We start from the raw sequence: 23,254 nt of genomic DNA, 5'->3' as shown, positions 1-23,254 counted from the left end.
CACTTGATGTCATTCTGATAACGGTGCCGTAATCAGTCGTTATGAGTACATTTGTTTTTAATAAATATAACTCGTAACGTGTCGTATCAAGTCAATCTTAGTTTGTGATTTAGATTACAGGATGATTGATTAGATTAAAGGAGTCAACTTATGGCATTAACGCTAGAGCAAAAACAACAAGTTGTGGCTGAAGTGTCTGAAGTTGCTGCTAATGCTTACTCAGCAGTAGCTGCCGAATATCATGGTATTGGTGTTGCAAAGCTTACTAAGCTACGCGAACAAGCCCGTGAAAAAGGCGTCGTTTTAAAAGTGGTAAAAAATACCCTAGCAAAACGTGCGTTTGAAGGCACTAAATTTGAGAGCATGTCAGACCGTATGACTGGTCCATTACTTTTGGCTTTCTCTATGGAAGATTTGGGATCTGCCGCTCGAGTCATTTTTGACTTCAGCAAAGATCACAAAGCTTTAGAGACCAAATTGGTATCAGTTGGTGGTGTTGTTTATGGTCCAGAAGAGCTAGAGCGCGTATCGAAGCTACCAACTCGCGACGAAGCAATCTCTATCTTGATGGCTACTATGAATGCACCAGTGACCAAGCTTGTCCAGACTATGAACGCAGTTCCTGGCAAGTTCGTTCGCACTGTTGCAGCAATCAAAGACGCAAAAGAAGCTGCTTAATTGCTTGTTTTAACGTAACTTTGACATCGCCGATTGCACTTTATTGCCAACACTATTTGAAAATTTGGCAAGCAATCCAAGCGATTTTAAAATCAATTAATTTTTATCAGATAACGGAGAGTTCTCATGGCACTATCTAAAGATGACGTGTTAAACGCAATCGCTGAAATGTCAGTAATGGATATCGTTGAATTAATCAGCGCTATGGAAGAAAAATTCGGCGTAACAGCTGCTGTTGCTGCTGCACCTGCTGCTGCTGGTCCTGCTGCTGCTGCTGCTGAAGAAAAAGACGAGTTTGACGTAGTTCTTGCCAGCTTTGGCGAGAAGAAAGTTGGCGTAATTAAAGCCGTACGTGAAGCTACTGGTCTTGGCCTGAAAGAAGCGAAAGATTTGGTTGAAAGCGCTCCAGCTCCAATCAAAGAAGGCGTTAACAAAGCTGAAGCTGAAGAGTTGAAAAAGAAACTTGAAGAAGCTGGTGCAACTGTTGAACTAAAATAGTTTAACGGCAGTACGAAAAAAAGCTGGTAATGCCTTGCATTATCAGCTTTTTTTTACTATAATTCGTAGCTTGACCTTTTGTGTCTGCCAACAGTCGTAAGCAACAACACGGTGGATACCCATCAAAAGGACAGACGATATACATGCAAGCACACTTAGTAGTTATTGAAATCAGATAATGTGGCTAAACGTCAATAGATGTTTGGCATTTTTTTGTGTCTGCACGTTTTCTATTAACATTATCGCTTATATTGACTCTGAATATTATTATTTATAAGCATTATAATTGTCCTATTTATTACTAATCAAAAACTATTGAATAAGCTTTCTAGCGTGATTTTACTGTCAGTATATAGGCTCGTAGACGGTATACATCAGCGACGATATTGATTTTGGCAGTAACCAGTTTGGATGTTAAATCGTTTATACACAATGTTAGTCGCATTTATATTTAGATAAAGCAACTGTCACTTAATCTTTAAAAGTGACATATTGCCAACACTTTAAGATTGAATTTTTCGCTCTGAGCAGTCATATAGGCTGACTTAAATGACGATAGCAAGATCGTATTTAGAGTGCAAAGCAAGCACTGATTGTTAAGATAGTAATTGATACAACGCCTTAAAAAGATTAACTGTGCTTTAAAAAGAACACCTGTTTTATATTATCGTTTACGTCGCTTAGTTTGCATAGTATTTATGCACGCCAGCCGCGATTTTAATTTGTTTCCACGTTTACTGTAAGGACTCTCGATGGCATATTCTTATACTGAAAAAAAGCGTATTCGCAAAAGTTTTGCTGAATTGCCTACTGTGATGGACATTCCCTATTTGTTGTCTATCCAAGTAGATTCTTATGAGCAATTTTTGCAAGAGCATAAAAAGCCAAAAGCTCGTGAGAATACTGGCTTGCAAGCTGCATACTCTTCTATTTTCCCAATTGAGAGTCACTCTGGTAACGCAGAGCTACAATTCGTTGAATACTATTTAGGTACGCCTGAATTTGATGAGCGTGAGTGTATCTTACGTGGTTCGACATTTGCTGCGCCTATGCGTGTTAAAATTCGCTTAATCATCAAAGACAAAGACAGCAAAGATAAAGACAGCAAAGCGGCTATTAAAGATATCCGTGAGCAAAGCGTCTATATGGGCGAGATGCCACTTATGACTGCTAACGGTACCTTTATTATTAACGGTACTGAGCGTGTAATCGTATCTCAGCTACATCGTTCACCTGGTGTGTTCTTTGACCATGATAAAGGTAAGTCGCACTCAAGTGGTAAGGTGCTTTATAACGCGCGTATCATTCCTTACCGTGGTTCATGGTTAGATTTTGAGTTCGATGCTAAAGACTTGGTTTTTGCTCGTATTGACCGTCGTCGTAAGTTATTGGCGTCTATTATTTTACGCGCTTTAGGCTTAAGCACTTCTGAGATCTTAGATTTATTCTTTGATAAAGTGCGAGTTTATAAAGGCGAAGAGCAGTTCGAGATTGATCTGGTTGCCGATCGCTTACGTGGCGAGATGGCACAGTTCGATATCGTGACGCCTGCAGGTGACGTGGTTGTTGAGCAGGGCAAACGTATTAATGCTCGCCGTATCCGTCAGCTTGAAGAAGCGGGTATGACTAAAATCTCGATTCCTGATGAATACTTATATGAGCGCATTTTAGCCGAAGACATCATCGTTAATGATGAAGTTATTGCTCGTGCTAACACGCTGATTGACCATGAATTATTGGTTAAATTAAGTGCGTTTGAAGCCAGTGAATCTATTAAAGAATTTAGTATTCTGTTTACCAACGATATCGACCAAGGTAGTTACATTGCCGATACGCTACGTGCTGATAGCACGTCAAGCCGTGAAGAAGCTTTAATTGAAATTTATAAAGTCATGCGCCCAGGTGAGCCACCAACGGTTGAAACTGCTGAGAAACTTTTTGACAGCATGTTCTTTAACGCGGATCGTTATGACTTATCAAATGTCGGTCGTATGAAGTTTAACCGTCGTTTAGGTCTTGATTTTGTAGATACCGATGACGCTGATATTCAGCGTGAACGTAGCGTATTGACCAATGCCGATATCGTTAACGTTCTAAAAGAGCTTATCGAGATTCGTAATGGTCGCGGTGAAGTCGATGATATTGACCATTTAGGTAACCGTCGCATTCGTTCAGTAGGCGAGATGGCAGAAAACCAATTTCGTGTTGGCCTAGTACGTGTTGAGCGTGCGGTTAAAGAGCGTTTAAGCTCAGCAGAATCTGATAACTTATCGCCACAAGATTTGATTAACTCAAAACCTGTTGCTGCGGCGGTCAAAGAATTCTTTGGCTCGAGCCAGTTATCGCAGTTTATGGATCAGAATAATCCATTGTCTGAAGTCACGCATAAACGCCGTGTGTCTGCATTAGGACCCGGTGGTCTGACCCGTGAGCGTGCAGGCTTTGAAGTACGTGACGTACATGATACCCATTATGGTCGCGTATGTCCGATTGAGACTCCTGAAGGTCCAAACATTGGTTTGATTAACTCATTAGCGACTTTTGCTAAAACCAACAGCTTTGGCTTTTTGGAAACACCTTATCGCCGTGTAGTTGATGGTAAAGTAACGGACGTTATTGAATATCTGTCAGCGATTGAAGAAGTCGGTACGGTCATTGCACAGGCTGATTCACCAGTAACTGCCGATGGCGCGTTATCTGATGAAATGGTTAGTGTCCGTAGCTATGGTGAATTCGTCCGTATGCCGCCAGAAAAAGTGACGCATATGGATGTGTCGCCAAGTCAGGTTGTATCTGTAGCCGCTGGTCTGATTCCATTCCTAGAGCATGATGATGCTAACCGTGCCTTGATGGGCTCAAACATGCAGCGTCAGGCAGTTCCTACGCTACGTGCTGATAAGCCATTAGTAGGTACCGGTATGGAGCGTCACGTTGCTCGTGATTCTGGTGTTTGTGTTATTGCTAAGCGTGGCGGTGTAATCGAAGACGTTGATGCCTCACGTGTTGTGGTTCGTGTAAATGAAGATGAGATGATTGCTGGTGAAGCCGGTATAGATATCTATAACTTAGTTAAATATACGCGTTCTAACCAAAACACTTGTATCAACCAACGTATTATTGTTAACCAAGGCGATGCTATTGCTGTAGGCGATATATTGGCCGATGGTCCGTCGACGGATCTTGGTGAGTTGGCATTGGGTCAGAACATCCGCATCGCATTTATGCCGTGGAATGGTTACAACTTCGAAGATTCAATCTTGCTGTCTGAAAAAGTGGTTAAAGAAGATCGTTTCACTACTATTCATATCCAAGAATTGACTTGTGTGGCACGTGATACCAAGCTTGGAACCGAAGAGATTACTGCGGATATTCCAAACGTTGGCGAAGCAGCTCTATCAAGCCTTGATGAAGCGGGTATCGTTTATATCGGTGCTGAAGTTGACGCTGGTGATATCTTAGTTGGTAAAGTGACGCCAAAAGGTGAAACACAACTAACGCCAGAAGAGAAACTCCTCCGGGCTATCTTTGGTGAAAAAGCCGCTGATGTTAAAGACACGTCTTTGCGTGTTCCAACATCAAGCAAAGGTACGGTTATTGACGTTCAAGTCTTTACCCGTGACGGCGTTGAAAAAGATGCACGTGCAAGAGCGATTGAAAAATCACAGCTTGATAGCTATCGTAAAGATTTAAAAGAAGAGCTACGTATCTTTGAAGAAGCGGCTCGTGGTCGTATTGGTAACTTATTAGATGGTCAAAAAGTCAGCGGTGGTTCTGGTCTAAAAGCCGGTACAGTGATGGCATTGGCTGATATGAAAGATATGAGCCTTGAGACTTTGCTTGATATTCAGCCTGTTGAAGAAGAAATCTCTGAGCGTCTAACGCAAATCGCTGAGTATTTGGTTGATAAGCAAAAAGATATCGATGTGAAGTTTGCTGAGAAAAAACGCAAACTAACCGCTGGTGATGACTTACAACATGGCGTACAAAAAATCGTTAAGGTATATCTAGCGGTTAAGCGTCGTATTCAGCCTGGTGATAAAATGGCTGGTCGTCATGGTAACAAAGGTGTTGTATCGCGCATTATGCCAGTCGAAGATATGCCTTATGATGAAAATGGTAATACCGTTGACATCGTCTTGAACCCGCTTGGTGTACCGTCTCGTATGAACATCGGTCAGGTCCTAGAAACGCATTTGGGTATGGCAGCGAAAGGCTTGGGCGAGAAGATCGATGGTATGCTCAAATCGCAAGCAGCGATCAAAGACTTACGTGACTTCTTAGATAAAATCTATAACCAAGTCGGCGGTGAGCAAGTTGATCTTGATAGCTTGAGTGATGATGACATCATGGCGCTAGCAGACAACTTGCGTGCTGGTGTACCAATGGGCACAGCAGTATTTGACGGCGCAAGAGAAAGCCAAGTTAAAGATCTGTTAGAGCTTGCTGGTATGGATCGCGATGGTCAACAGACGTTGTATGATGGTCGTACTGGTCAGAAGTTTGACCGCAAAGTAACGGTCGGTTATATGTACATGCTCAAACTTAACCATTTGGTTGACGACAAAATGCATGCGCGTTCAACTGGTTCTTACTCACTAGTGACGCAGCAGCCACTCGGTGGTAAAGCTCAGTTTGGTGGTCAGCGCTTCGGTGAGATGGAAGTCTGGGCACTAGAAGCTTACGGCGCGACATATACGCTACAAGAGATGCTGACTGTGAAGTCGGATGACGTTGAAGGCCGTACGCGTATGTACAAAAACATCGTCGATGGTGAGCAATATATGGATCCAGGTATGCCTGAATCGTTTAACGTATTGACCAAAGAAATCAAATCACTGGGTATCAATATTGAGTTAAAACAAAGCAACTAAATCCGTTGTTTAACTTAGTTGTCAACTAAAGGCAGTATGCTCATTGCTGCTGCTTTTAGTAATTTGTCTCAACCCTATTCATTGCCTTCATTCATCGTGGCCGCGCTCATAATACGCTGTCAGATGATTATAAAGATAACGGAGAAGCAACTTGAAAGATTTACTCGATATCATGCAAAGCCCTACCAGCAATGGTAACCATGAGTTTGATAGCATCCAAATTACCTTGGCATCGCCTGACGTTATTAAGTCATGGTCGCATGGTGAAGTAAAAAAACCTGAAACCATTAACTACCGTACGTTCAAACCTGAGCGTGATGGTCTTTTTTGTGCCAAAATTTTTGGTCCAGTAAAAGATTTTGAATGTTTATGTGGTAAATACAAGCGTCGTAAGTTCCAAGGCGTTATCTGTGAAAAATGTGGCGTTGAAGTCACTACTGCTAAAGTTCGTCGTGACCGCATGGGTCATATCGATTTAGCGAGCCCTGTTGCGCATATTTGGTTCTTAAAATCATTGCCAAGCCGCATCGGTCTATTGCTAGACATGACACTTCGTGATATCGAACGCGTTTTGTATTTTGAAAGCTACATCGTGACTGAGCCAGGTCTGACCTCTTTAGAGAAGTATCAGCTGCTTGATGACGAAGATTATTATAAAGCCCTTGAAGAATTTGGCGATGAATTTACTGCAAAAATGGGTGCTGAAGCGGTTCAAGACCTTTTAAAAGATATCGATTTAGATTTAGAGATTGATGAGCTACGTGAAGCGATTCCGCAAACGGGTTCTGAAACCAAGCTTAAAAAGATGTCTAAGCGTCTTAAATTATTAGAAGCATTCCGTGATTCTAATAACAAGCCTGAGTGGATGGTAATGAATATCTTACCAGTATTACCACCAGATTTGCGTCCGCTAGTACCACTAGAAGGCGGTCGTTTCGCAACATCAGATTTGAACGATTTATATCGCCGTGTTATTAACCGTAATAACCGTCTAAAGCGCCTACTTGAGCTAAGCGCTCCTGATATCATCGTACGTAACGAAAAACGTATGTTGCAAGAATCAGTAGATGCCTTGCTTGATAACGGTCGCCGCGGTCGAGCTATTACTGGTAGTAACAAGCGTCCATTGAAGTCTTTGGCTGATATGATCAAAGGTAAGCAAGGTCGTTTCCGTCAAAACTTACTAGGTAAACGTGTTGATTATTCTGGTCGTTCGGTGATCGTTGTTGGTCCAACCCTACGTCTACATCAGTGTGGTCTACCAAAGAAAATGGCACTTGAATTGTTCAAGCCATTTACTTATAACAAACTATTGTCTCATGGTTTGGCGACAACGATTAAAGCTGCCAAAAAGATGGTAGAGCGTGAAGAGCCACAAGTGTGGGATATGCTGGCCATGGTTATCCGTGAGCATCCAGTACTCTTGAACCGTGCGCCAACGCTTCACCGTTTGGGTCTACAGGCATTTGAGCCAGTACTAATCGAAGGTAAAGCGATTCAGCTCCATCCTCTAGTTTGTACCGCATTCAACGCCGACTTTGATGGTGACCAAATGGCCGTTCACGTGCCATTGACACTAGAAGCTCAGCTTGAATCTCGTGCGCTCATGATGTCGACCAACAACATCTTGTCTCCTGCGAACGGTGAGCCAATCATCGTACCATCACAGGATGTTGTATTGGGATTGTATTACATCAGCCGCTCGTCAGTAAATGCCAAAGGCGAGGGCATGATTTTTGCCACCGTTAATGAAGCATTGCGTGCAATTGGTTCAAACGATTTACATGTTAACGCCAAGATTAAAGTTCGTGTCACTGAAACGCATATTGATGATGATGGCAATCGTACTAAAGAGACGAGTATCAAAGATACTGTTGCTGGTCGTTTGTTAATCTGGAACATCATGCCTGTTGGTATGTCGTTTGACGAATGTAATGAAGAGATGACTAAGAAGAATATCTCTAAATTGATCAACTCTTGCTACCGTAAAGTGGGCGTAAAAGAAAGTGTTATGTTTGCTGACCAATTGATGTATCTTGGTTTTGCACAAGCGACACTATCTGGTGTGTCTATCGGTATCGATGACATGGTTATTCCACCACTGAAAAAGCAAATCATCGAAGTCGCTGAAGCTGAAGTGCGTGAAATTGAAGACCAGTTTGAGCAAGGCTTTGTAACGGCTGGTGAGCGTTATAATAAAGTGGTCGATATTTGGTCACGTACCAATGACAAAGTCGCTAAAGCGATGATGGACAACTTAGCGACTGATAAAATTATCAACGCCAAAGGTGAAGAAGAAGAGCAGAAGTCATTTAACTCTATCTTTATTATGTCAGATTCTGGTGCTCGTGGTAGTGCGGCTCAGATTCGTCAGCTTGCTGGTATGCGTGGTTTAATGGCTAAGCCAGATGGCTCAATCATTGAAACACCGATTAAAGCTAACTTCCGTGAAGGTTTGACCGTACTTCAGTACTTTATCTCAACGCATGGTGCGCGTAAAGGTCTTGCGGATACGGCATTGAAAACAGCTAACTCAGGTTACTTGACGCGTCGTTTGGTTGACGTAGCACAAGATTTGGTTATTACCAGTGATGACTGTGGTACTGAGCAAGGTTTGCTAATGAAGCCACATATCCAAGGTGGTGAAATCATTGAGAAGTTAGGCGAGCTAGTACTAGGTCGTGTAACAGCACGTGATGTCACTTATAACGATAATGCTGAAAAAATCTTGATTCCAGCGGGTACGTTGATCGATGAGCATTGGGTTAAAGTACTAGATAACAATGCAATCGATGATATCTGGGTACGTTCAGTGATTACTTGTAATATCGAACATGGCGTTTGTTCACAGTGCTATGGTCGTGACCTTGCTCGTGGTCATAAAGTGAATATCGGCGAGTCTGTTGGTGTTATGGCGGCGCAGTCTATCGGTGAGCCTGGTACTCAGTTGACCATGCGTACTTTCCACGTTGGTGGAGCGGCAAGTTCTGCTTCTGTGGACAACAGCATTTCAGTTCGTAGTGCTGGTCAAGCGCATTTTGAAAACATGAAGACTGTACAGCATACCGATGGTCATTTGGTTATCGTATCGCGTTCAGCTGAAATCGCCTTGACTGACGAGCTTGGTCGTGAGCGTGAGCGTTATAAAGTACCTTATGGTTCAAGCGTTCTTGTGAAAAATGAAGACCAAGTTGAAGGCGGTCAAACCATCGCTAAGTGGGATCCGCACACGCATCCTATTATTACAGAATTCGCGGGTACCGCACGTTTCAGTGAAATCACTGATGGCTTAACTGCTACCGTAAAAGTTGATGATGCGACTGGTATGAGCTCGTTTGAGATTCTAGCTACTCGAGATCGGTCAAGCTCAGCAAAAGACTTACGTCCGGCGATTATCTTGAACACAGACGAAGGTAAAGAAGTCGTTTATTTCTTACCTGCTGAAACTATCATTCGTGTTAGCGACGGTGAGAAAGTTGCAGCCGGTTCGATTCTAGGTCGTGTACCACAAGCGTCTTCAGGTACCAAAGATATTACCGGTGGTCTGCCACGTGTAGCTGATTTATTCGAAGCACGTCGTCCAAAAGATCACGCTATCATGGCTGAAATGACGGGTGTTGTTAGCTTTGGTAAAGAAACCAAAGGTAAAAATCGCTTCATTATTACTAATGAAGATGGCGAGATTCATGAAGAGCTAATCCCGAAATGGCGTCAGATTAACGTCTTCGAAAACGAAACTGTTGCTCGTGGTGAGGTTATTGCTGATGGTCCACAGAATCCGCATGACATCTTACGTCTGAAAGGACAAACTGCGCTTGCTGACTATATCGTTAACGAAGTACAGGACGTTTATCGTCTGCAGGGCGTAAAAATCAATGACAAGCACATCGAAGTTATCATTCGTCAGATGTTGCGTAAAGTTGAGATTACTGATGGTGGCGATTCAAACCACTTTAAAGGTGATCAAGTAGAATATGCTGATATCAAAGCATTGAATGCCAAGCTAGAAGCGGAAGACAAATTTCCAGTTCAGTTTGAACGTCAATTACTTGGTATTACCAAAGCAAGTTTGGCAACCGAAAGCTTTATCTCAGCCGCATCGTTCCAGGAAACGACACGTGTCCTAACGGCTGCTGCGGTCACTGGTAAAGTGGATGAGTTACGTGGTCTGAAAGAAAACGTAGTCGTTGGTCGCTTGATTCCAGCTGGTACTGGTCTTGCTTATCATAAAGCTCGTAAAGAAAAAGCAGAGCAAAAACTGCAAGATAAAGACTTAAATGCGGCGTTTGATATGTCAGCAACGACTGATGCGACAGACTTTGCAAGCTTCGATGAAGCCTTTGCTCAAGAGTTGAATCAAGGTAATCATTAAATTAGATAGCGTCTAGTTATTTGAATAAATAAAAAAGCCAGCCTAAGTTGCTGGCTTTTTTTGCTTTAAAATTCCATCACAACAAGTTTTTTCTTGGGAAATGATAAGATAAAATAGTACACTGCATAACCGAATTACTTAAATAGTCAGAGATTTTGGCTCTAGTATTCATAAGTATTCGTAATTTCTGATTATTTTTAGCAGTACTCACTAAAAAGGATAAGCGTATGGCAGATAAAACTCGCGTTGCCAAATATCAAGCTGACCGTACCAACCAAAAGCTATATTTTTGCCGCCTTGCCTGTCAAGCCGCTGCAGACACAACTGACAAGCAGTTATATCAAGCACATTGTGAGACCGCTATTTTTCATCTATACGGTACGTTTTTAGCTTTTTTACAAGAGCTTGGTCACTTTTATAATATAACGCTGACGACGCCGACGTTGCTAGATATCGAAGAAGCACTGATCGAGCGTACGCAAGTATCACCTGAAGTGCAGCGTCTAAAGCAGTTACAGCAGCAAGGATTCCTGGCTGATATAGAACATGCCTATCAGCGTTGTCTATATGCCGTGATATCTGAGCATTCGGTGGATAAAGCGGCTAATGACAAAAAACAAGTGCCTGATTTGATTGTCAATGTAGTAACACTGTCCAATCAATGGTTGCCAGATGATGCGACCATACGTGAATGGCGCCAACAGTTTTTGGAGCTGATTGAGCAGCTACGTGCTGGTATGGTGGAATTTTAGTTCTTATGGCTTAGATTATATTTTCAAAGCTTCGTTATGAGTGCTTAATGAGTAGCTGCTACCTTTAAGCTGAGTAAGGCACAAAATTAAATGCAATTGAAATATGCCCTATAAAAAAGGCTGGCTCAGTGTTTACTGAACCAGCCTTTTTAAATGTATCAATATAGAAAGCAGTCTATTACTCAGGCATCGCTGGCATACGTTCTACAGGCTTGACTACTAATGGTTTTGGTTTCTGCGCTGGGCTATTAGTAATACCATTATTAGCAGGTTTAACATCGGTCGTAACTGCCGGCGTTTCAACAGGTTTTGGAGCAGGTGGCTGGCGCTTCTGAATAGATGTCTTTACTGGTTTTTCCGATTTGCCTGTATCAGTATCTTCGCCATCAAGTTCAGTGACCCCTTCATCCATCATCTCTATAATGTTTTGCTGTTGTTTCTTGGACTTGGCACGGTTATTAATAGAGACCCATTGGCTAGGCGTGTCGTTAAGTTGGGCTTTCATAAAATCCATCCAAACGGGTAGGGCTGCCACACCACCATATTCGCGACGACCCATGGTTGATGGTTGGTCAAATCCCATCCAGACGACGGTAGCATTGGTAGGATGGAAGCCTGCAAACCAAGCATCTTTCGCTTCATTGGTGGTTCCTGTCTTGCCGCCAATATCATCACGTCCCAAAGATCTTGCTTTAAACGCTGTACCACGCTGTATTACATCACGTAAGATATCTGCCATCTCATAAGCGACTTTAGGCTTTAAAATACGCGGAGCTTGTTCAGCGCGTACGTACTGTACAACAGGTGCTTTTAGGCGATCTGATTCTGGACTGGCATCGTAAATGCTCAAATCAATCTTGTTACTGTCTTTAGTAGGGGTGTTACTCTTGTCAGCCTCTATATCAGTTTCTGTATTTTTACTTGCCGGCGATTCTTTAGCGTCGCCTGTTTTATCGTCTTCAGCTACTTTTTTACTCTCCTCTATTTTTGCATCATATTCTTCAGTTAGTTTTTTATTGACATCGTCGAGCTGCTCATTAAAACATAGGGCACAAGCTTGCTGGGGATTGGCTTGAAACAAAAGCTTATTATTATAGTTATAAATTTGTTCAATGAAATAAGGTTGAATGCGATGCCCGCCATTGGCAAAGGTGGCGTAAGCGGTTGCCATTTGTAATGGGGTTGCTTGACCTGTACCCAACGCTAAAGACAAAGTAGTTGGCAGCTTCTCTTTATCAAGACCAAATTCATCTAATAAGTTGCGAGCGTCAGAGATGCCAATTGCTTGCAGCAAGCGAATAGATACTAAGTTACGTGATAAATAAAGTCCGCGGCTTAACGTAATATCACCTAAGAAGCGACCATCAGAGTTTTTTGGTTTCCAGTCACCTACTTGCAGCGGGCGATCCGAAACTATACTATCTGGACGATAGCCTTTTTCTAATGCTGCTGTATAGACAAGGGGTTTAATGGTAGAACCCGGTTGACGCCAGCCCTGCAGAGCACGGTTAAATTTACTATGGTTAAAATCAAAGCCACCGACCAAGGCACGAACGCCACCGGTATCAGGATTCAGAGAAACCAAACTACCTTGTATCTCAGGTATTTGACCAAGCTGCCAGCCACCACTAGCAGTCGGTATCAGGCGAATAATATCGTTCTTACTCACTATTTGGCTGGCATTACTTGGAAAATAACCAATACGATCAGCAGAGATGTATTTACGTGCCCAGCGCATACCAGACCAATTAACGGTCACGCTTTCTCCTGAAAGCATGATTGCCTCAAAACTACTGGTATTCACTTTAGTCACTTTGGCAGGCGACATATTGCTATAGCGACTAAAATTCTTTAGCGGTTCATCATTTGCTTCGGCGCCGCGCCAGCCATGGCGATGCTCGTAAGCAACCAAGCCAGATAAAATTGCCTTTTCTGCATCTATTTGTGCTTGACTATCAACCGTCAAGCGTACACGCCAGCCGCCATGCATAACTTGCTCACCATAACGATCAACCAAAGCTGCGCGCGTCATTTCTGCCAAATACGGCATATTAACATCCAGCTTTTCTTGATAAAGCTTAATACCGATGGGCGCATTAATGGCTTCGTCATATTGGGTTTTGTCGATGTAACCCAATTCATGCATGCGACCAATAATCCAGTTACGGCGCGTGAGCGCACGGCTTGGATTGGCAACAGGATTGTATTTAGAGGGCGCTTTCGGCAAACCTGCAAGCATTGCCATCTCAGCAATGGTGAGATTTTCTAACGATTTACTATAATATTTTTTGGCAGCCGCACGAATACCGTAAGCGCCTTCACCTAAGTAAATTTTGTTGACATAAAGGGTAAGAATATCGTTTTTACTCAGCTCGTCTTCAATCTTACGGGCTAAAAACAATTCCGTTAGTTTGCGATTCAACGTGCGATCTGAGCTTAGAAAATAATTTTTGGCGACCTGCATGGTGATGGTCGAGCCACCTGTTTGGCTTTCATCATCCGTCACCACTTCGGTGACCGCGCGCCCTAATCCTTTAATACTAATACCGCTGTGCTGAAAAAATGAAGAATCTTCTGCTGCTAAAAAAGCATGGGTCAAGTCTTCCGGTATCTCTTCAAAGGTAATAGGCAATGATAAACGGTTGCCATATTGCCCAATCAATTTGTCATCACTACTATATATCTGTAATGGCATCTCTAAAGTTGCCGTTTTAATCTCTTGCGTGCTTGGCAACGTTGGCGATAAATACATCGCCATACCATAGAAGCCAATAGGGACGGCAAGCGCTAATACAACCGCCAACGCAAGACAGGCAATGAAAAGCCCCACCAAAAAGTGAATGAGACGAACGGTGGCATTTTTTTTGGTCATAGTCAGACTTATCGATTAAGGTTTGCAACAGATAAAAAACATTATACCTTGAACAAAATAGCCAAGTAATAATAAATGTGTAAGTTAGCCTCTACAGGACATTTAAATGCTTGAATCTATCTGTTAAGTAAAGTATTGTACTAAATTATTACAAATAACTATCAGATTGTACACTTAATATAAGGTATAGAGTTTGTGAGGCTATTTACTTCTAAGAGTCGACATTTGATTGGCGTGGATATCTGTACCACCTCAGTGAAGTTGGTTGACATACAGCGCCAACAAGGCGTTTTCCACCTAAGATCTTATGGTACTGAAATATTACCTGAAGGCGTAGTCATCGACAAACTCATTGTAGACACGGAAGTGGTAGGCAATACTATAGCAGGCTTGGCAAGGCGTTGCCAAGCGGCGGGTAGTAGTGCAGCCACAGCAGTCTCAGGATCAGCGGTGATTACTAAAATCATCGATATGGATATGGTGCTAAGTGACGTTGAGCGTGAAGCTCAAATTCGTTTGGATGCTGACCAATACATACCTTATCCGCTAGAAGACGTCAATTTGGACTTTGAAGTATTGGGTCCCTCTCTTATTAATGATGACATGGTGCAAGTACTGCTTGCCGCCTCTCGTTCAGAAAACGTTGACCAAAGAGTTGATGCCTTAACCTTTGGTGGTCTGCAAACCAAGGTAATGGATATTGAGTCGCATGCCATTGAGCGTGCTTTTGGCTTGATGGCAGACAGTCTGCCAAACTTGCCAGATTTGGTGGCGCTGGTTGATATCGGACACAATCAAACAACATTATATGTCGCCAAAAATGGCGAGTTTATCTATAGTCGTGAGCAGTTATTTGGAGGCAATCAGCTGACGGAAGCCATCCAAAACCGCTATGGTTTGTCTGCTGAAGAAGCTTCTATTAGTAAGCGCGAGCGTGCTCTACCTGATGATTATTATACTGATGTCTTAACACCATTTATAGAAAATACCATCCAACAAATCACTCGCTCTTTACAGTTTTATTTCTCCTCAAGTCAATATAGTAGTATCGATCATGTGGTCCTTGCTGGTGGCAGTAGCTCTATTGCGGGTCTTGCTGGTATGGCGCAGCAGCGATTGGGCGTGCCTGTGAGTATTGCAAATCCGTTCATTAATATGACTATTGCGCCGCATATCGATCATGAGCAACTGGCGATTGATGCACCCAGCTTAATGGCCGCTTGCGGTCTGGCGTTAAGGAGCTTTGACTAATGGCTCGTATTAACCTACTGCCCTGGCGAGAAGATGAGCGTGCCCGCCGCAATAAAGAGTTTATCACCTTAGTGGTGGCAGTGACACTGTTGTCTCTGCTTGCAGCATTTGCGACGTGGAGTTATTTTAATAACGAACTTGCTGAACAATTAGATGCCAATGCACTGATTGAACAAGAAAACGCTCGCTTGGATAAAGCGTTGGTCGAGATTGATAGCTTAGAGCAGCGCCGTGAAGATATCATCTCACGTATGCAAGTTATTCAAGACTTGCAAGGTCGACGTCCTGTACCTGTACGTTTATGGGATGATCTTGCTAAAGCCATTCCGCCAGCGCTTTATTTGAATAATCTAAAACGTGAAGGGGATGTATTAACATTGACAGGTCTTGCTGACAATCCAAACGTGGTATCAAGCTTGATCCGCAATCTTGATAGCAGTAAGTGGATGGGCGATTCAGCCGTAAGCAATATTCAGCAAAACATTACCGCTTATCAAGCAGCCCCTGTTTTGGAAAATACGGTCACTACGCCAGGTGAACAACCGCGTCCTATTTATCCTGAAGACAGCTATGTGCAGTTTGTAATCACGACTAAAGTACAGTCTGAAACGGCCGTGCCTGTAGAAGGTGCTGATGGCGCTATTGTACCTGGAGGTGAGTTATGAAACTGACCCGTAAAAAAACCCGCATTAAACTCAAAAAGACGGTGATAAGACAAAGAAAACAGTTTGATTTAAATGAGTTTCGCCGCAGTTTTGAGTCATTGGATTCTGAAAACTATGGCAGTTGGCCGCTCCCTGTTAAAGTCACCGTCATTGGTTTTATTATTGCTTTGATTGCTGCTTTGTCATGGGCATTACCAATCAGCAGTAAAATTGATGAAATCACAGCAGCAGAAAGCCAACAACAAACCTTGCTCGATAGCTACCGTGAAAAAGAATCACGCGCGCGCCATCTACAAGCTTATCAAGCTCAAGTGATTCAAATGGAAGCGGAGTTTAATACTTTGCTTGACCAGCTACCAAAAGATACCCGTGTATCAGAATTGGTTGAGGGTATCAATATGACGGGCGTGGGTAGTAACATCCGTTTTCAGGATATCTCTGTTGAGCCTGAAATTGAAAATGAATTCTTTATTGAGCAGCCTATTCGTATTGCAGCGTTGGGTGACTACCATCAATTTGGTAGTTTTATTAGTGGTTTGGCAGCTTTACCAAGGATTATCACCATGCACGACTTCGAAGTCAGTAATCCGCAGCCAACCTTGGATGTTTTACCCGAGCTAAATTTGGTATTGCAAACCAAAACCTATCGCTCCAAAGAAGCGGTCCCTGAAGGTGATGCAGCGGCGGCTGAAGCTGTAACCACCGATGCTGCTGCAGGAGGCAACTAATGACTAGCTACAAACTGCCTAAGTTAAGGTTATTGCTGTTAAGCGCTACTGTTTTATCTCTAACGGGTTGTACGGATCGTATCGGTTTAGTAGAACAGGCAATGGCTGATATCCGTAACCAGCCTGCGCAGCCGATTGAGCCTCCTCCTCAGGCCGAGCTGGTAGAAGATTTTGTCTATAGCGCCAGTGCGCAGCGTAGTCCATTTTTGCCACCGAGTTTAGTGAACGTACAAGGTCCGACCACCTTTATTGATGGGGTACGCCCTGATATAACCCGAGTCAAAGAACCGCTTGAACAGTACGAGCTGACACAACTGATTTTTCGCGGTGTGGTTATCTCGCCTGAAGGTCAACAGTATGCTTTAGTACAGCGTCCTGATGGCTCAGTTGCTAGTGTTAGAGTGGGTAATTATCTTGGATTGAATGACGGTCGTATTGTTGAAATCACACCGACTCAGATTAACTTGATTGAAATTGTGCCAGACAGCCGTGCTGGGTTTGTTGAAAAACCCCAGTCACTGGTGTCCCCTATAAGCTAAGTCGGCAGATTTTTTGAGGAATAAATAATGACAGTACGCAATAACAAGGTAATGACGATGAGCAACCGCGTATCTTCTACTTTTGCCATCTCTGCATTGGCAATGAGTATGGTAGCTGTAAGTAGCATTGCCCATGCCGAGCAGCGCATCAACAATGTCTCTGTGGTGCAGACTGCGCCAGCCGTAACGCAAATGCGTTTAGGGTTTTCAGGTGCGCCAGTATTACCAGCCGCTTATCAGCTCGACAATCCTAGCCGTTTGGTGCTGGATTTTGAACAGGTGCAAAACGGTCTTGCTAGTCGCTTTAAAGAATATAATATCGGTATGGTCAATGAGGTCACCACCTTAAATAGTGACAATACCACCCGTCTTATCGTTGGGCTAAAAAAGACGGGCAACTATACCACCGCGATTGATGGCAATGAATTATTGCTGACGATTACGGACCCTAATCGTCCAGTGATTGCTCCGGTGGTCACGAAAGTCATTACCAACGACCCTGTACAAGATGTCCTAAATGGCAATTCGGCTATTACTACCACGGCTGTGGTTACGCCCATTGTTGAAACCAGTAGCGTTGCTGTCCCGCCTATTAGAACCACAGTCACAAAAAACCAAGTACCTGCTGACACCATGGTCGTACGTGTCAACCCTTTATTAAGCCCACAACTTGCCTCTGCACAAGTCAGCAAGCAGTATAGCTATGATGGGCTAAGCGCTGTGAATTTTTCAGCAGGGAATGATGGCGGTGGTAACGTTAGTATCTCACTTGCCAATGAAGCGATTCCTGTAGACGTTCAGCGTCAAGGTAATAAGCTGGTTGTGCGTTTGACAGGCAGTACCGTACCTAGAAATCTGCTACGCCGATTGAATGTTAATGGTGGTTTGGTAGACAGTATTGATACTAAAAACCAAGGTCAAAATGGTGTTATTACCATCAATATGAAAGACGATTTTGAATATCAAGCCTATCAATCAGGCAGTCAGCTAAATATTGGTATCAGACGACCTGAGCTGCTACGTGAGCCGACGCTTGAAGAAAAAGTCTATACCGGTGCAGCGCTATCTATGGAGTTTCAAGATGTTGAGATTCGTAGTGTCCTAGATATCTTAGCGCAGTTTACAGAGATGAATATCGTTGCTAGTGATTCGGTCGCCGGTAATATTACCTTGCGCCTTATCAACGTACCTTGGGATCAAGCACTTGATATCATTCTTAAAAGTAAAAATTTGGGCAAACGTGAAAACGGTAACGTAATTTTGGTTGCGCCTTCAACTGAGCTTGCTGAACAAGAAGCACGTGAGCTTGAAGCCCAGCAAGCGGTTGAGTCTTATGCACCGTTACGTACTGAATATATCCGTCTAAGCTACGCAAAAGCGGCAGATGTCCTAACCCTGATCTCTCAAGGTAGTGGTGGTGCCTCTGGCGGTAGCAATACTGGCAGCGCCAATGCTAATACTAAAGATAGCAATAGCTTGCTCTCTAATCGTGGAACAGTAACAGTCGATGAGCGTACCAATACTCTGATTGTTAAAGATGTGGCAGCCAGCATTGAAAATATCCATAAGCTGATTGGTAAAATCGACATTCCTGTCCGTCAGGTCATGATTGAAGCGCGTATCGTTAGCGCGACTGATAGCTTTAGTAAAGAGATTGGAGTGCGTTGGGGTATCTTGTCAAATGGCGCTGCCAATAACCGGAACTTGTTGGTCGGTGGCAGTAACCAAACTTTATGGGACTTAAAAGATTTTGATGTGCAGACCACGACTATTAATGGTCAGACCGTCTCTTATCCTAAATACGATATTACTCGTCCTGACAATCTAAACGTTGACTTAGGCGTTGATAATCCAGCAGGTCGTATTGCCTTTGGTCTGCTAGGTATTTCTGATTTTATGCTCGATCTTGAGTTGTCAGCCATGCAAGCAGACAACCGCGGTGAAGTGATTTCTACGCCAAAGATTTTGACCTCTGATAAGCAAACGGCAAAAGTATCTTCTGGTACGCAGATTCCTTATCAAGAAGCATCAGCAAGTGGTGCGACTACTACTAGCTTTAAAGAAGCTGCTTTAAGTTTGGAAGCCACGCCAAATATTACTCCAGATGGTAAGATTGGTTTGCAACTGTTAATCACCAATGGCACACCGACCATTATTAATAATCAGGTTGCCATCGCTGAAGACTCGATTTCTACTAACGTTATTGTTGAAGATGGTCAAACCATTGTATTGGGCGGCGTCTTTAAAAACCGTACTAATAATGGCGTCGATAAAGTACCTTTCTTAGGTGATTTGCCTTATATCGGTCGTGCCTTCCGTAAAGACGTGCGCAGCAATACCAAAGAAGAGCTGCTGATATTTATCACGCCGAAACTGATCAATGATGGTATTAGTCGCTTAGATTAGTCAGATTTTAGTTGGTTTTGAGTCATAAAAAGCAAGCCTTAGTGCTTGCTTTTTTAATGGTTGATTTTTAGGCTGGCAAGGATTTTACTAACAATAATCACAGCTCATTACTAGCCAGAATATCAATGACGTTGTATCATACCTAATTTAGCTGAGTGAGTACTATGGTTGAGGAATTACCGTCGGTATTTTTGGTAGGGCCGATGGGAGCAGGGAAGACCACAATCGGCAGATTACTGGCAAAGCAGCTCGGGCGCTCGTTTGTAGACAGCGATTGGTATATCGAATCGCAGACCGGTGCCGATATCGCTTGGATATTTGCCAAAGAAGGTGAAGCGGGCTTTCGAGAACGGGAAACGCGTGCAATCGATGAGCTAACACAGCAACCGCAAATTGTTTTAGCGACTGGCGGCGGTGCTGTGATGGCAGCTGAAAATCGTGAGTATTTAAAGCAGCGCGGTATCGTTATTTATCTCAACGCGCCTGTCGATGTACAAATGGCTCGTACTGCGAAAGACAAATCGCGTCCTTTATTACAGCAGCCAAACCCCAGAAAAATACTGCAAGGTTTATATAGCGCGCGTGATCCATTGTACAGGGAAGTAGCGCATATTATTATGCCAACAGGACATACGTATCCACGGCACATGGTCAATCAATTATTACAGCAGCTTAACTCATTTTGTATCTCTACGTCTGTCGATTCAGAGCCTGAAAAAGACTGATGTCAAAAAATGACTAGTATGACCAATATTATCGAATACCTATTTAGTTAAATTTTACTCGTAAGAATTAAGGAGATTTTCATGGCAACGCCACTGTTTCATGCTGACTTGACAGTACATACGCAAAGTCATGACTATCCAATCGTCATTACTGAAAACGCAATAGCAGAAAATAGCAGTATGGCTAGCCAAGTTGCCCCTTATATTACAGGTCGTCAAGTCCTTATCGTCACCAATGAAACGGTTGCGCCTTTATATTTAAAGGCTTTACAAGAGGAACTTGAAGCGCAGTTTACCGTGCAGGTGTGCGTGCTGCCAGATGGCGAACAATATAAGAACCAGTCGAGTATCAATCAGATTTATGATGTGTTGATGGCAGTGCATTTTAATCGTGATGTGACTTTGATTGCGCTTGGTGGTGGTGTCATTGGTGATATGACGGGATTTGCAGCAGCAAGCTTTATGCGCGGCGTCAATTTTATTCAGATACCAACCACCTTGCTGTCTCAAGTGGATTCAAGCGTCGGCGGCAAAACCGGTATCAATCATCCGCAAGGCAAAAACATGATTGGCGCATTCTGGCAGCCGCAAATGGTATTGGCAGATATGAGTACACTCAAAACCCTGCCAGCGCGCGAGCTGTCAGCAGGGCTTGCTGAAGTTATTAAATATGCGCTGATTATGGATGCCGAGTTCTTGACTTGGCTTGAGCACAATCTGCCTGCGATGATGGCTTTGGATCTAGCGGTACTGGGTGAAGCGGTGAAGCGCTGCTGCCAGTACAAAGCTGATGTTGTCGCCCAAGATGAAAGAGAATCAGGTGTACGCGCTTTATTAAATTTTGGTCATACGTTTGGTCATGTGATTGAAACTCATGAAGGTTATGGTAGTTGGCTACATGGTGAGGCAGTTGCTGCGGGCATGGTACAAGCGGCTGAGCTGTCGCAAAAAATCGGCTGGTTAACGAGCGATGAGGTTGCTTGTGTTAAGCGCATATTGTCATTAGCCAATTTACCGATCACGCCGCCGCCTATCGAAGTTCAGACAGCTTTGGACTTAATGGGGCATGATAAAAAAGTGAAACACGGACAAATCCGCCTTATTTTGTTAAAATCATTGGGTGAAGCAGTATTAACCAATGATTTTGACCCGCATCTGCTCACCGATGTGCTAGCCACGCATGCACCGTAAGCTATAAAAGAACATACATTATAAATGGCTATGAGCAATTAATTGTTTTCAATATAGAAATAGCACGGTACTAAAAGCGATTCTCGTTTATTTTGAAGTGAGTATAGAGCGCTTGGTTTTATCTGTATAATTTTTATGACCCTATCCTAAGCATATCTTTACCAAGGACACCTCCATGGCAGCATCTCGCTCGACGACTCGCACCGCGAGTCAATCCTATCGCCGTCAAGCGCTGATTTGGCTGATAGCGACTCTGATGTTGGGTGTGACCACCGCTTTGGTATGGATGTTTAGCCAAACGCCAGCGATGGGCGCCAAGATAGAAAACGCGCCCATAGCAGCGCCCAAAACACTGAGTGCGGAGCTTGAGCAGCCATTGAAAATTGAATCGCTGCATGAGCTTGATACTGACGTACAACCGATCAGTTTTGATGAAACGGTTCGTGATTTGCGCAGCTATCCTGATGAGTTTAAAGATAAGCGTTATCTGCTTGCCAACAAAGGCAAGTGGACAGTACAGGTCATGAATGTCGCTGAAAATGAGGTGATTGTCAGTTATCTAGAAGGACGTGAAGACCGTAGCAAATTTACATATTTCCGCTACCTTGATGAAAACGAGCAAGTCCGTTATATGCTGACTTATGGCTTGATGGGCAGTCCACAAGAAGCAGTTGGGGCGGCTAAGCTGATAGATTTTAAGCTGCCTGCCAATGTGCGAGTATTGCCTGAAGAGATCAATCGCTATGTCAGCATCATTGATAATTATGAGCGCCCTGATCCTGTAAAAGATTTAAGTACAAAACGCACCCGTGCAGTCAATCTGAGACCAACCAAGCGTGAAGTGCCGCTACGTCAAAAAACACCTACGGTAAATAACAGTGAGCAAACTGCAAGCAATGCGACCAACCGTACTCCTCAAGAATCGACCAATAGCAGTGCGACTGAAAGCATTCGTCAGTCCGTTGATACTTCTGATACCTTGACAGTTAATGAGGAGCGTATTTTCGGTATAGAAGAGCAATCTCCTACTACCTCAGCCCCTAAAAGTACTGATAATAACCGTAAGCCTGAGCAAGAAAGCAAAAAGCCTGTTGTATCTGGTGCTGATACTAATTCAGCGAAAAAACCACCAGTGGTTGCCACGCCTAAGGCGCCGAATAATACTGCCAATCCCAACAGTACAAATTCGGATAATAAAAATCCAAATGCAAGCTCGGCGAATAAAAATGCCAATAATAGCTCTAACAATACGGCAGCGCCAAAAGCCAAAAACGACAGTATAAAAGAGCTCATCGAAGAAAAGAAAGACTAATTTTAAGTAAGCACATACGTCAAAAAGCCCACTAAAAAATACAGTGGGCTTTTTTATGAATCATTTACTTATGGGTTATGATATCTTATATAACCAATAGCAATATAAACACTTACAAAATCTGACGGATGAATCGGCAGAAAAGACTAGATTTTTTGTCAATCATTCACTAATATAAGGATGGGTGACGTTCTGTATAGTTATCGTAAATGGTCATTTGTTAGCTTCTAATTTAATAAGATTTTATTAAACTTAGGATAAATGATTAACAGAAAACATCATATCTCAAGCGCTGCTACTTGTTAGCTGGTTACTAGTTATCCGCTACGATCAGCATATCGCAAGTGGCGCAACTTCTCTTACTATCATCCTTATTAGGATTGTTAAGGCGCTT

The 23,254-nt window shown here is 43.2% G+C and carries 14 protein-coding genes; 13 read left to right on the top strand and 1 reads right to left on the bottom strand.

The window, feature by feature from the left end; genetic code table 11:
* Positions 1 to 150: 150 nt before the first annotated feature.
* The 5 genes from rplJ to PCRYO_RS11110 all read left to right on the top strand — a co-directional run bounded on the left by rplJ (position 151) and on the right by PCRYO_RS11110 (position 11,171).
* Positions 151 to 678 carry a 50S ribosomal protein L10 gene (gene rplJ, locus PCRYO_RS11130; RefSeq protein ID WP_011514492.1) on the top strand — a complete coding sequence of 176 codons (528 nt, stop codon included), beginning with the start codon at positions 151 to 153 and terminating at the stop codon, positions 676 to 678.
* A gap of 126 nt (positions 679 to 804) precedes the next feature.
* Positions 805 to 1,176, top strand: coding sequence for a 50S ribosomal protein L7/L12 (gene rplL, locus PCRYO_RS11125; protein WP_011514491.1), 372 nt, complete (start codon positions 805 to 807; stop codon positions 1,174 to 1,176).
* 752 nt (positions 1,177 to 1,928) lie between these two features.
* The gene (gene rpoB / locus PCRYO_RS11120) at positions 1,929 to 6,047 is read left to right on the top strand and encodes a DNA-directed RNA polymerase subunit beta (RefSeq protein ID WP_011514490.1); all 4,119 of its coding nucleotides are present in this window, start codon (positions 1,929 to 1,931) and stop codon (positions 6,045 to 6,047) included.
* A gap of 151 nt (positions 6,048 to 6,198) precedes the next feature.
* Positions 6,199 to 10,419 carry a DNA-directed RNA polymerase subunit beta' gene (rpoC, locus tag PCRYO_RS11115; protein WP_041753252.1) on the top strand — a complete coding sequence of 1,407 codons (4,221 nt, stop codon included), beginning with the start codon at positions 6,199 to 6,201 and terminating at the stop codon, positions 10,417 to 10,419.
* A 227-nt stretch (positions 10,420 to 10,646) separates the two neighbouring features.
* On the top strand, positions 10,647 to 11,171 hold the full coding sequence (locus PCRYO_RS11110; RefSeq protein WP_011514488.1) for a DUF6586 family protein: 525 nt from the start codon (positions 10,647 to 10,649) through the stop codon (positions 11,169 to 11,171).
* Between the two features lie 178 nt (positions 11,172 to 11,349).
* On the opposite strand, the gene PCRYO_RS11105 is transcribed toward PCRYO_RS11110, so the two are convergent.
* Positions 11,350 to 14,043 carry a penicillin-binding protein 1A gene (locus PCRYO_RS11105; RefSeq protein ID WP_011514487.1) on the bottom strand — a complete coding sequence of 898 codons (2,694 nt, stop codon included), beginning with the start codon at positions 14,041 to 14,043 and terminating at the stop codon, positions 11,350 to 11,352.
* 195 nt (positions 14,044 to 14,238) lie between these two features.
* Between PCRYO_RS11105 and PCRYO_RS11100 the strand changes: the two genes are divergently transcribed.
* From PCRYO_RS11100 to PCRYO_RS11065, 8 genes are all read left to right on the top strand, one after another.
* Entirely contained in the window at positions 14,239 to 15,294 is a 1,056-nt protein-coding gene (locus PCRYO_RS11100) for a pilus assembly protein PilM (RefSeq protein ID WP_011514486.1), read from the top strand.
* On the top strand, positions 15,294 to 15,959 hold the full coding sequence (locus tag PCRYO_RS11095; protein WP_011514485.1) for a PilN domain-containing protein: 666 nt from the start codon (positions 15,294 to 15,296) through the stop codon (positions 15,957 to 15,959). Before PCRYO_RS11100 ends, PCRYO_RS11095 begins: the two co-directional genes overlap by 1 nt.
* On the top strand, positions 15,956 to 16,687 hold the full coding sequence (locus PCRYO_RS11090) for a type 4a pilus biogenesis protein PilO (RefSeq protein WP_011514484.1): 732 nt from the start codon (positions 15,956 to 15,958) through the stop codon (positions 16,685 to 16,687). Before PCRYO_RS11095 ends, PCRYO_RS11090 begins: the two co-directional genes overlap by 4 nt.
* The gene (locus tag PCRYO_RS11085) at positions 16,687 to 17,226 is read left to right on the top strand and encodes a pilus assembly protein PilP (RefSeq protein ID WP_011514483.1); all 540 of its coding nucleotides are present in this window, start codon (positions 16,687 to 16,689) and stop codon (positions 17,224 to 17,226) included. The genes PCRYO_RS11090 and PCRYO_RS11085 overlap by 1 nt, the downstream gene beginning before the upstream one ends.
* Positions 17,227 to 17,253: 27 nt before the next feature.
* A complete protein-coding gene (gene pilQ / locus PCRYO_RS11080) occupies positions 17,254 to 19,632 on the top strand; it encodes a type IV pilus secretin PilQ (RefSeq protein ID WP_011514482.1) in 2,379 nt (792 codons plus the stop codon).
* A gap of 164 nt (positions 19,633 to 19,796) precedes the next feature.
* Positions 19,797 to 20,357, top strand: coding sequence for a shikimate kinase AroK (gene aroK / locus PCRYO_RS11075; protein ID WP_011514481.1), 561 nt, complete (start codon positions 19,797 to 19,799; stop codon positions 20,355 to 20,357).
* 81 nt (positions 20,358 to 20,438) lie between these two features.
* Positions 20,439 to 21,548: a 3-dehydroquinate synthase gene (aroB, locus tag PCRYO_RS11070; RefSeq protein ID WP_011514480.1), complete on the top strand. Its 1,110-nt coding sequence runs from the start codon at positions 20,439 to 20,441 to the stop codon at positions 21,546 to 21,548.
* 175 nt (positions 21,549 to 21,723) lie between these two features.
* Complete coding sequence (locus PCRYO_RS11065) at positions 21,724 to 22,860, top strand: hypothetical protein (protein WP_011514479.1); 1,137 nt, start codon at positions 21,724 to 21,726, stop codon at positions 22,858 to 22,860.
* Positions 22,861 to 23,254: the final 394 nt, after the last annotated feature.

This window comes from Psychrobacter cryohalolentis K5, from assembly GCF_000013905.1.
GTDB classification, from domain to species: Bacteria; Pseudomonadota; Gammaproteobacteria; order Pseudomonadales; family Moraxellaceae; genus Psychrobacter; species Psychrobacter cryohalolentis.
Note: the sequence above shows the minus strand (reverse complement) of the source record. Positions and strands in the feature narration are given on the sequence as shown.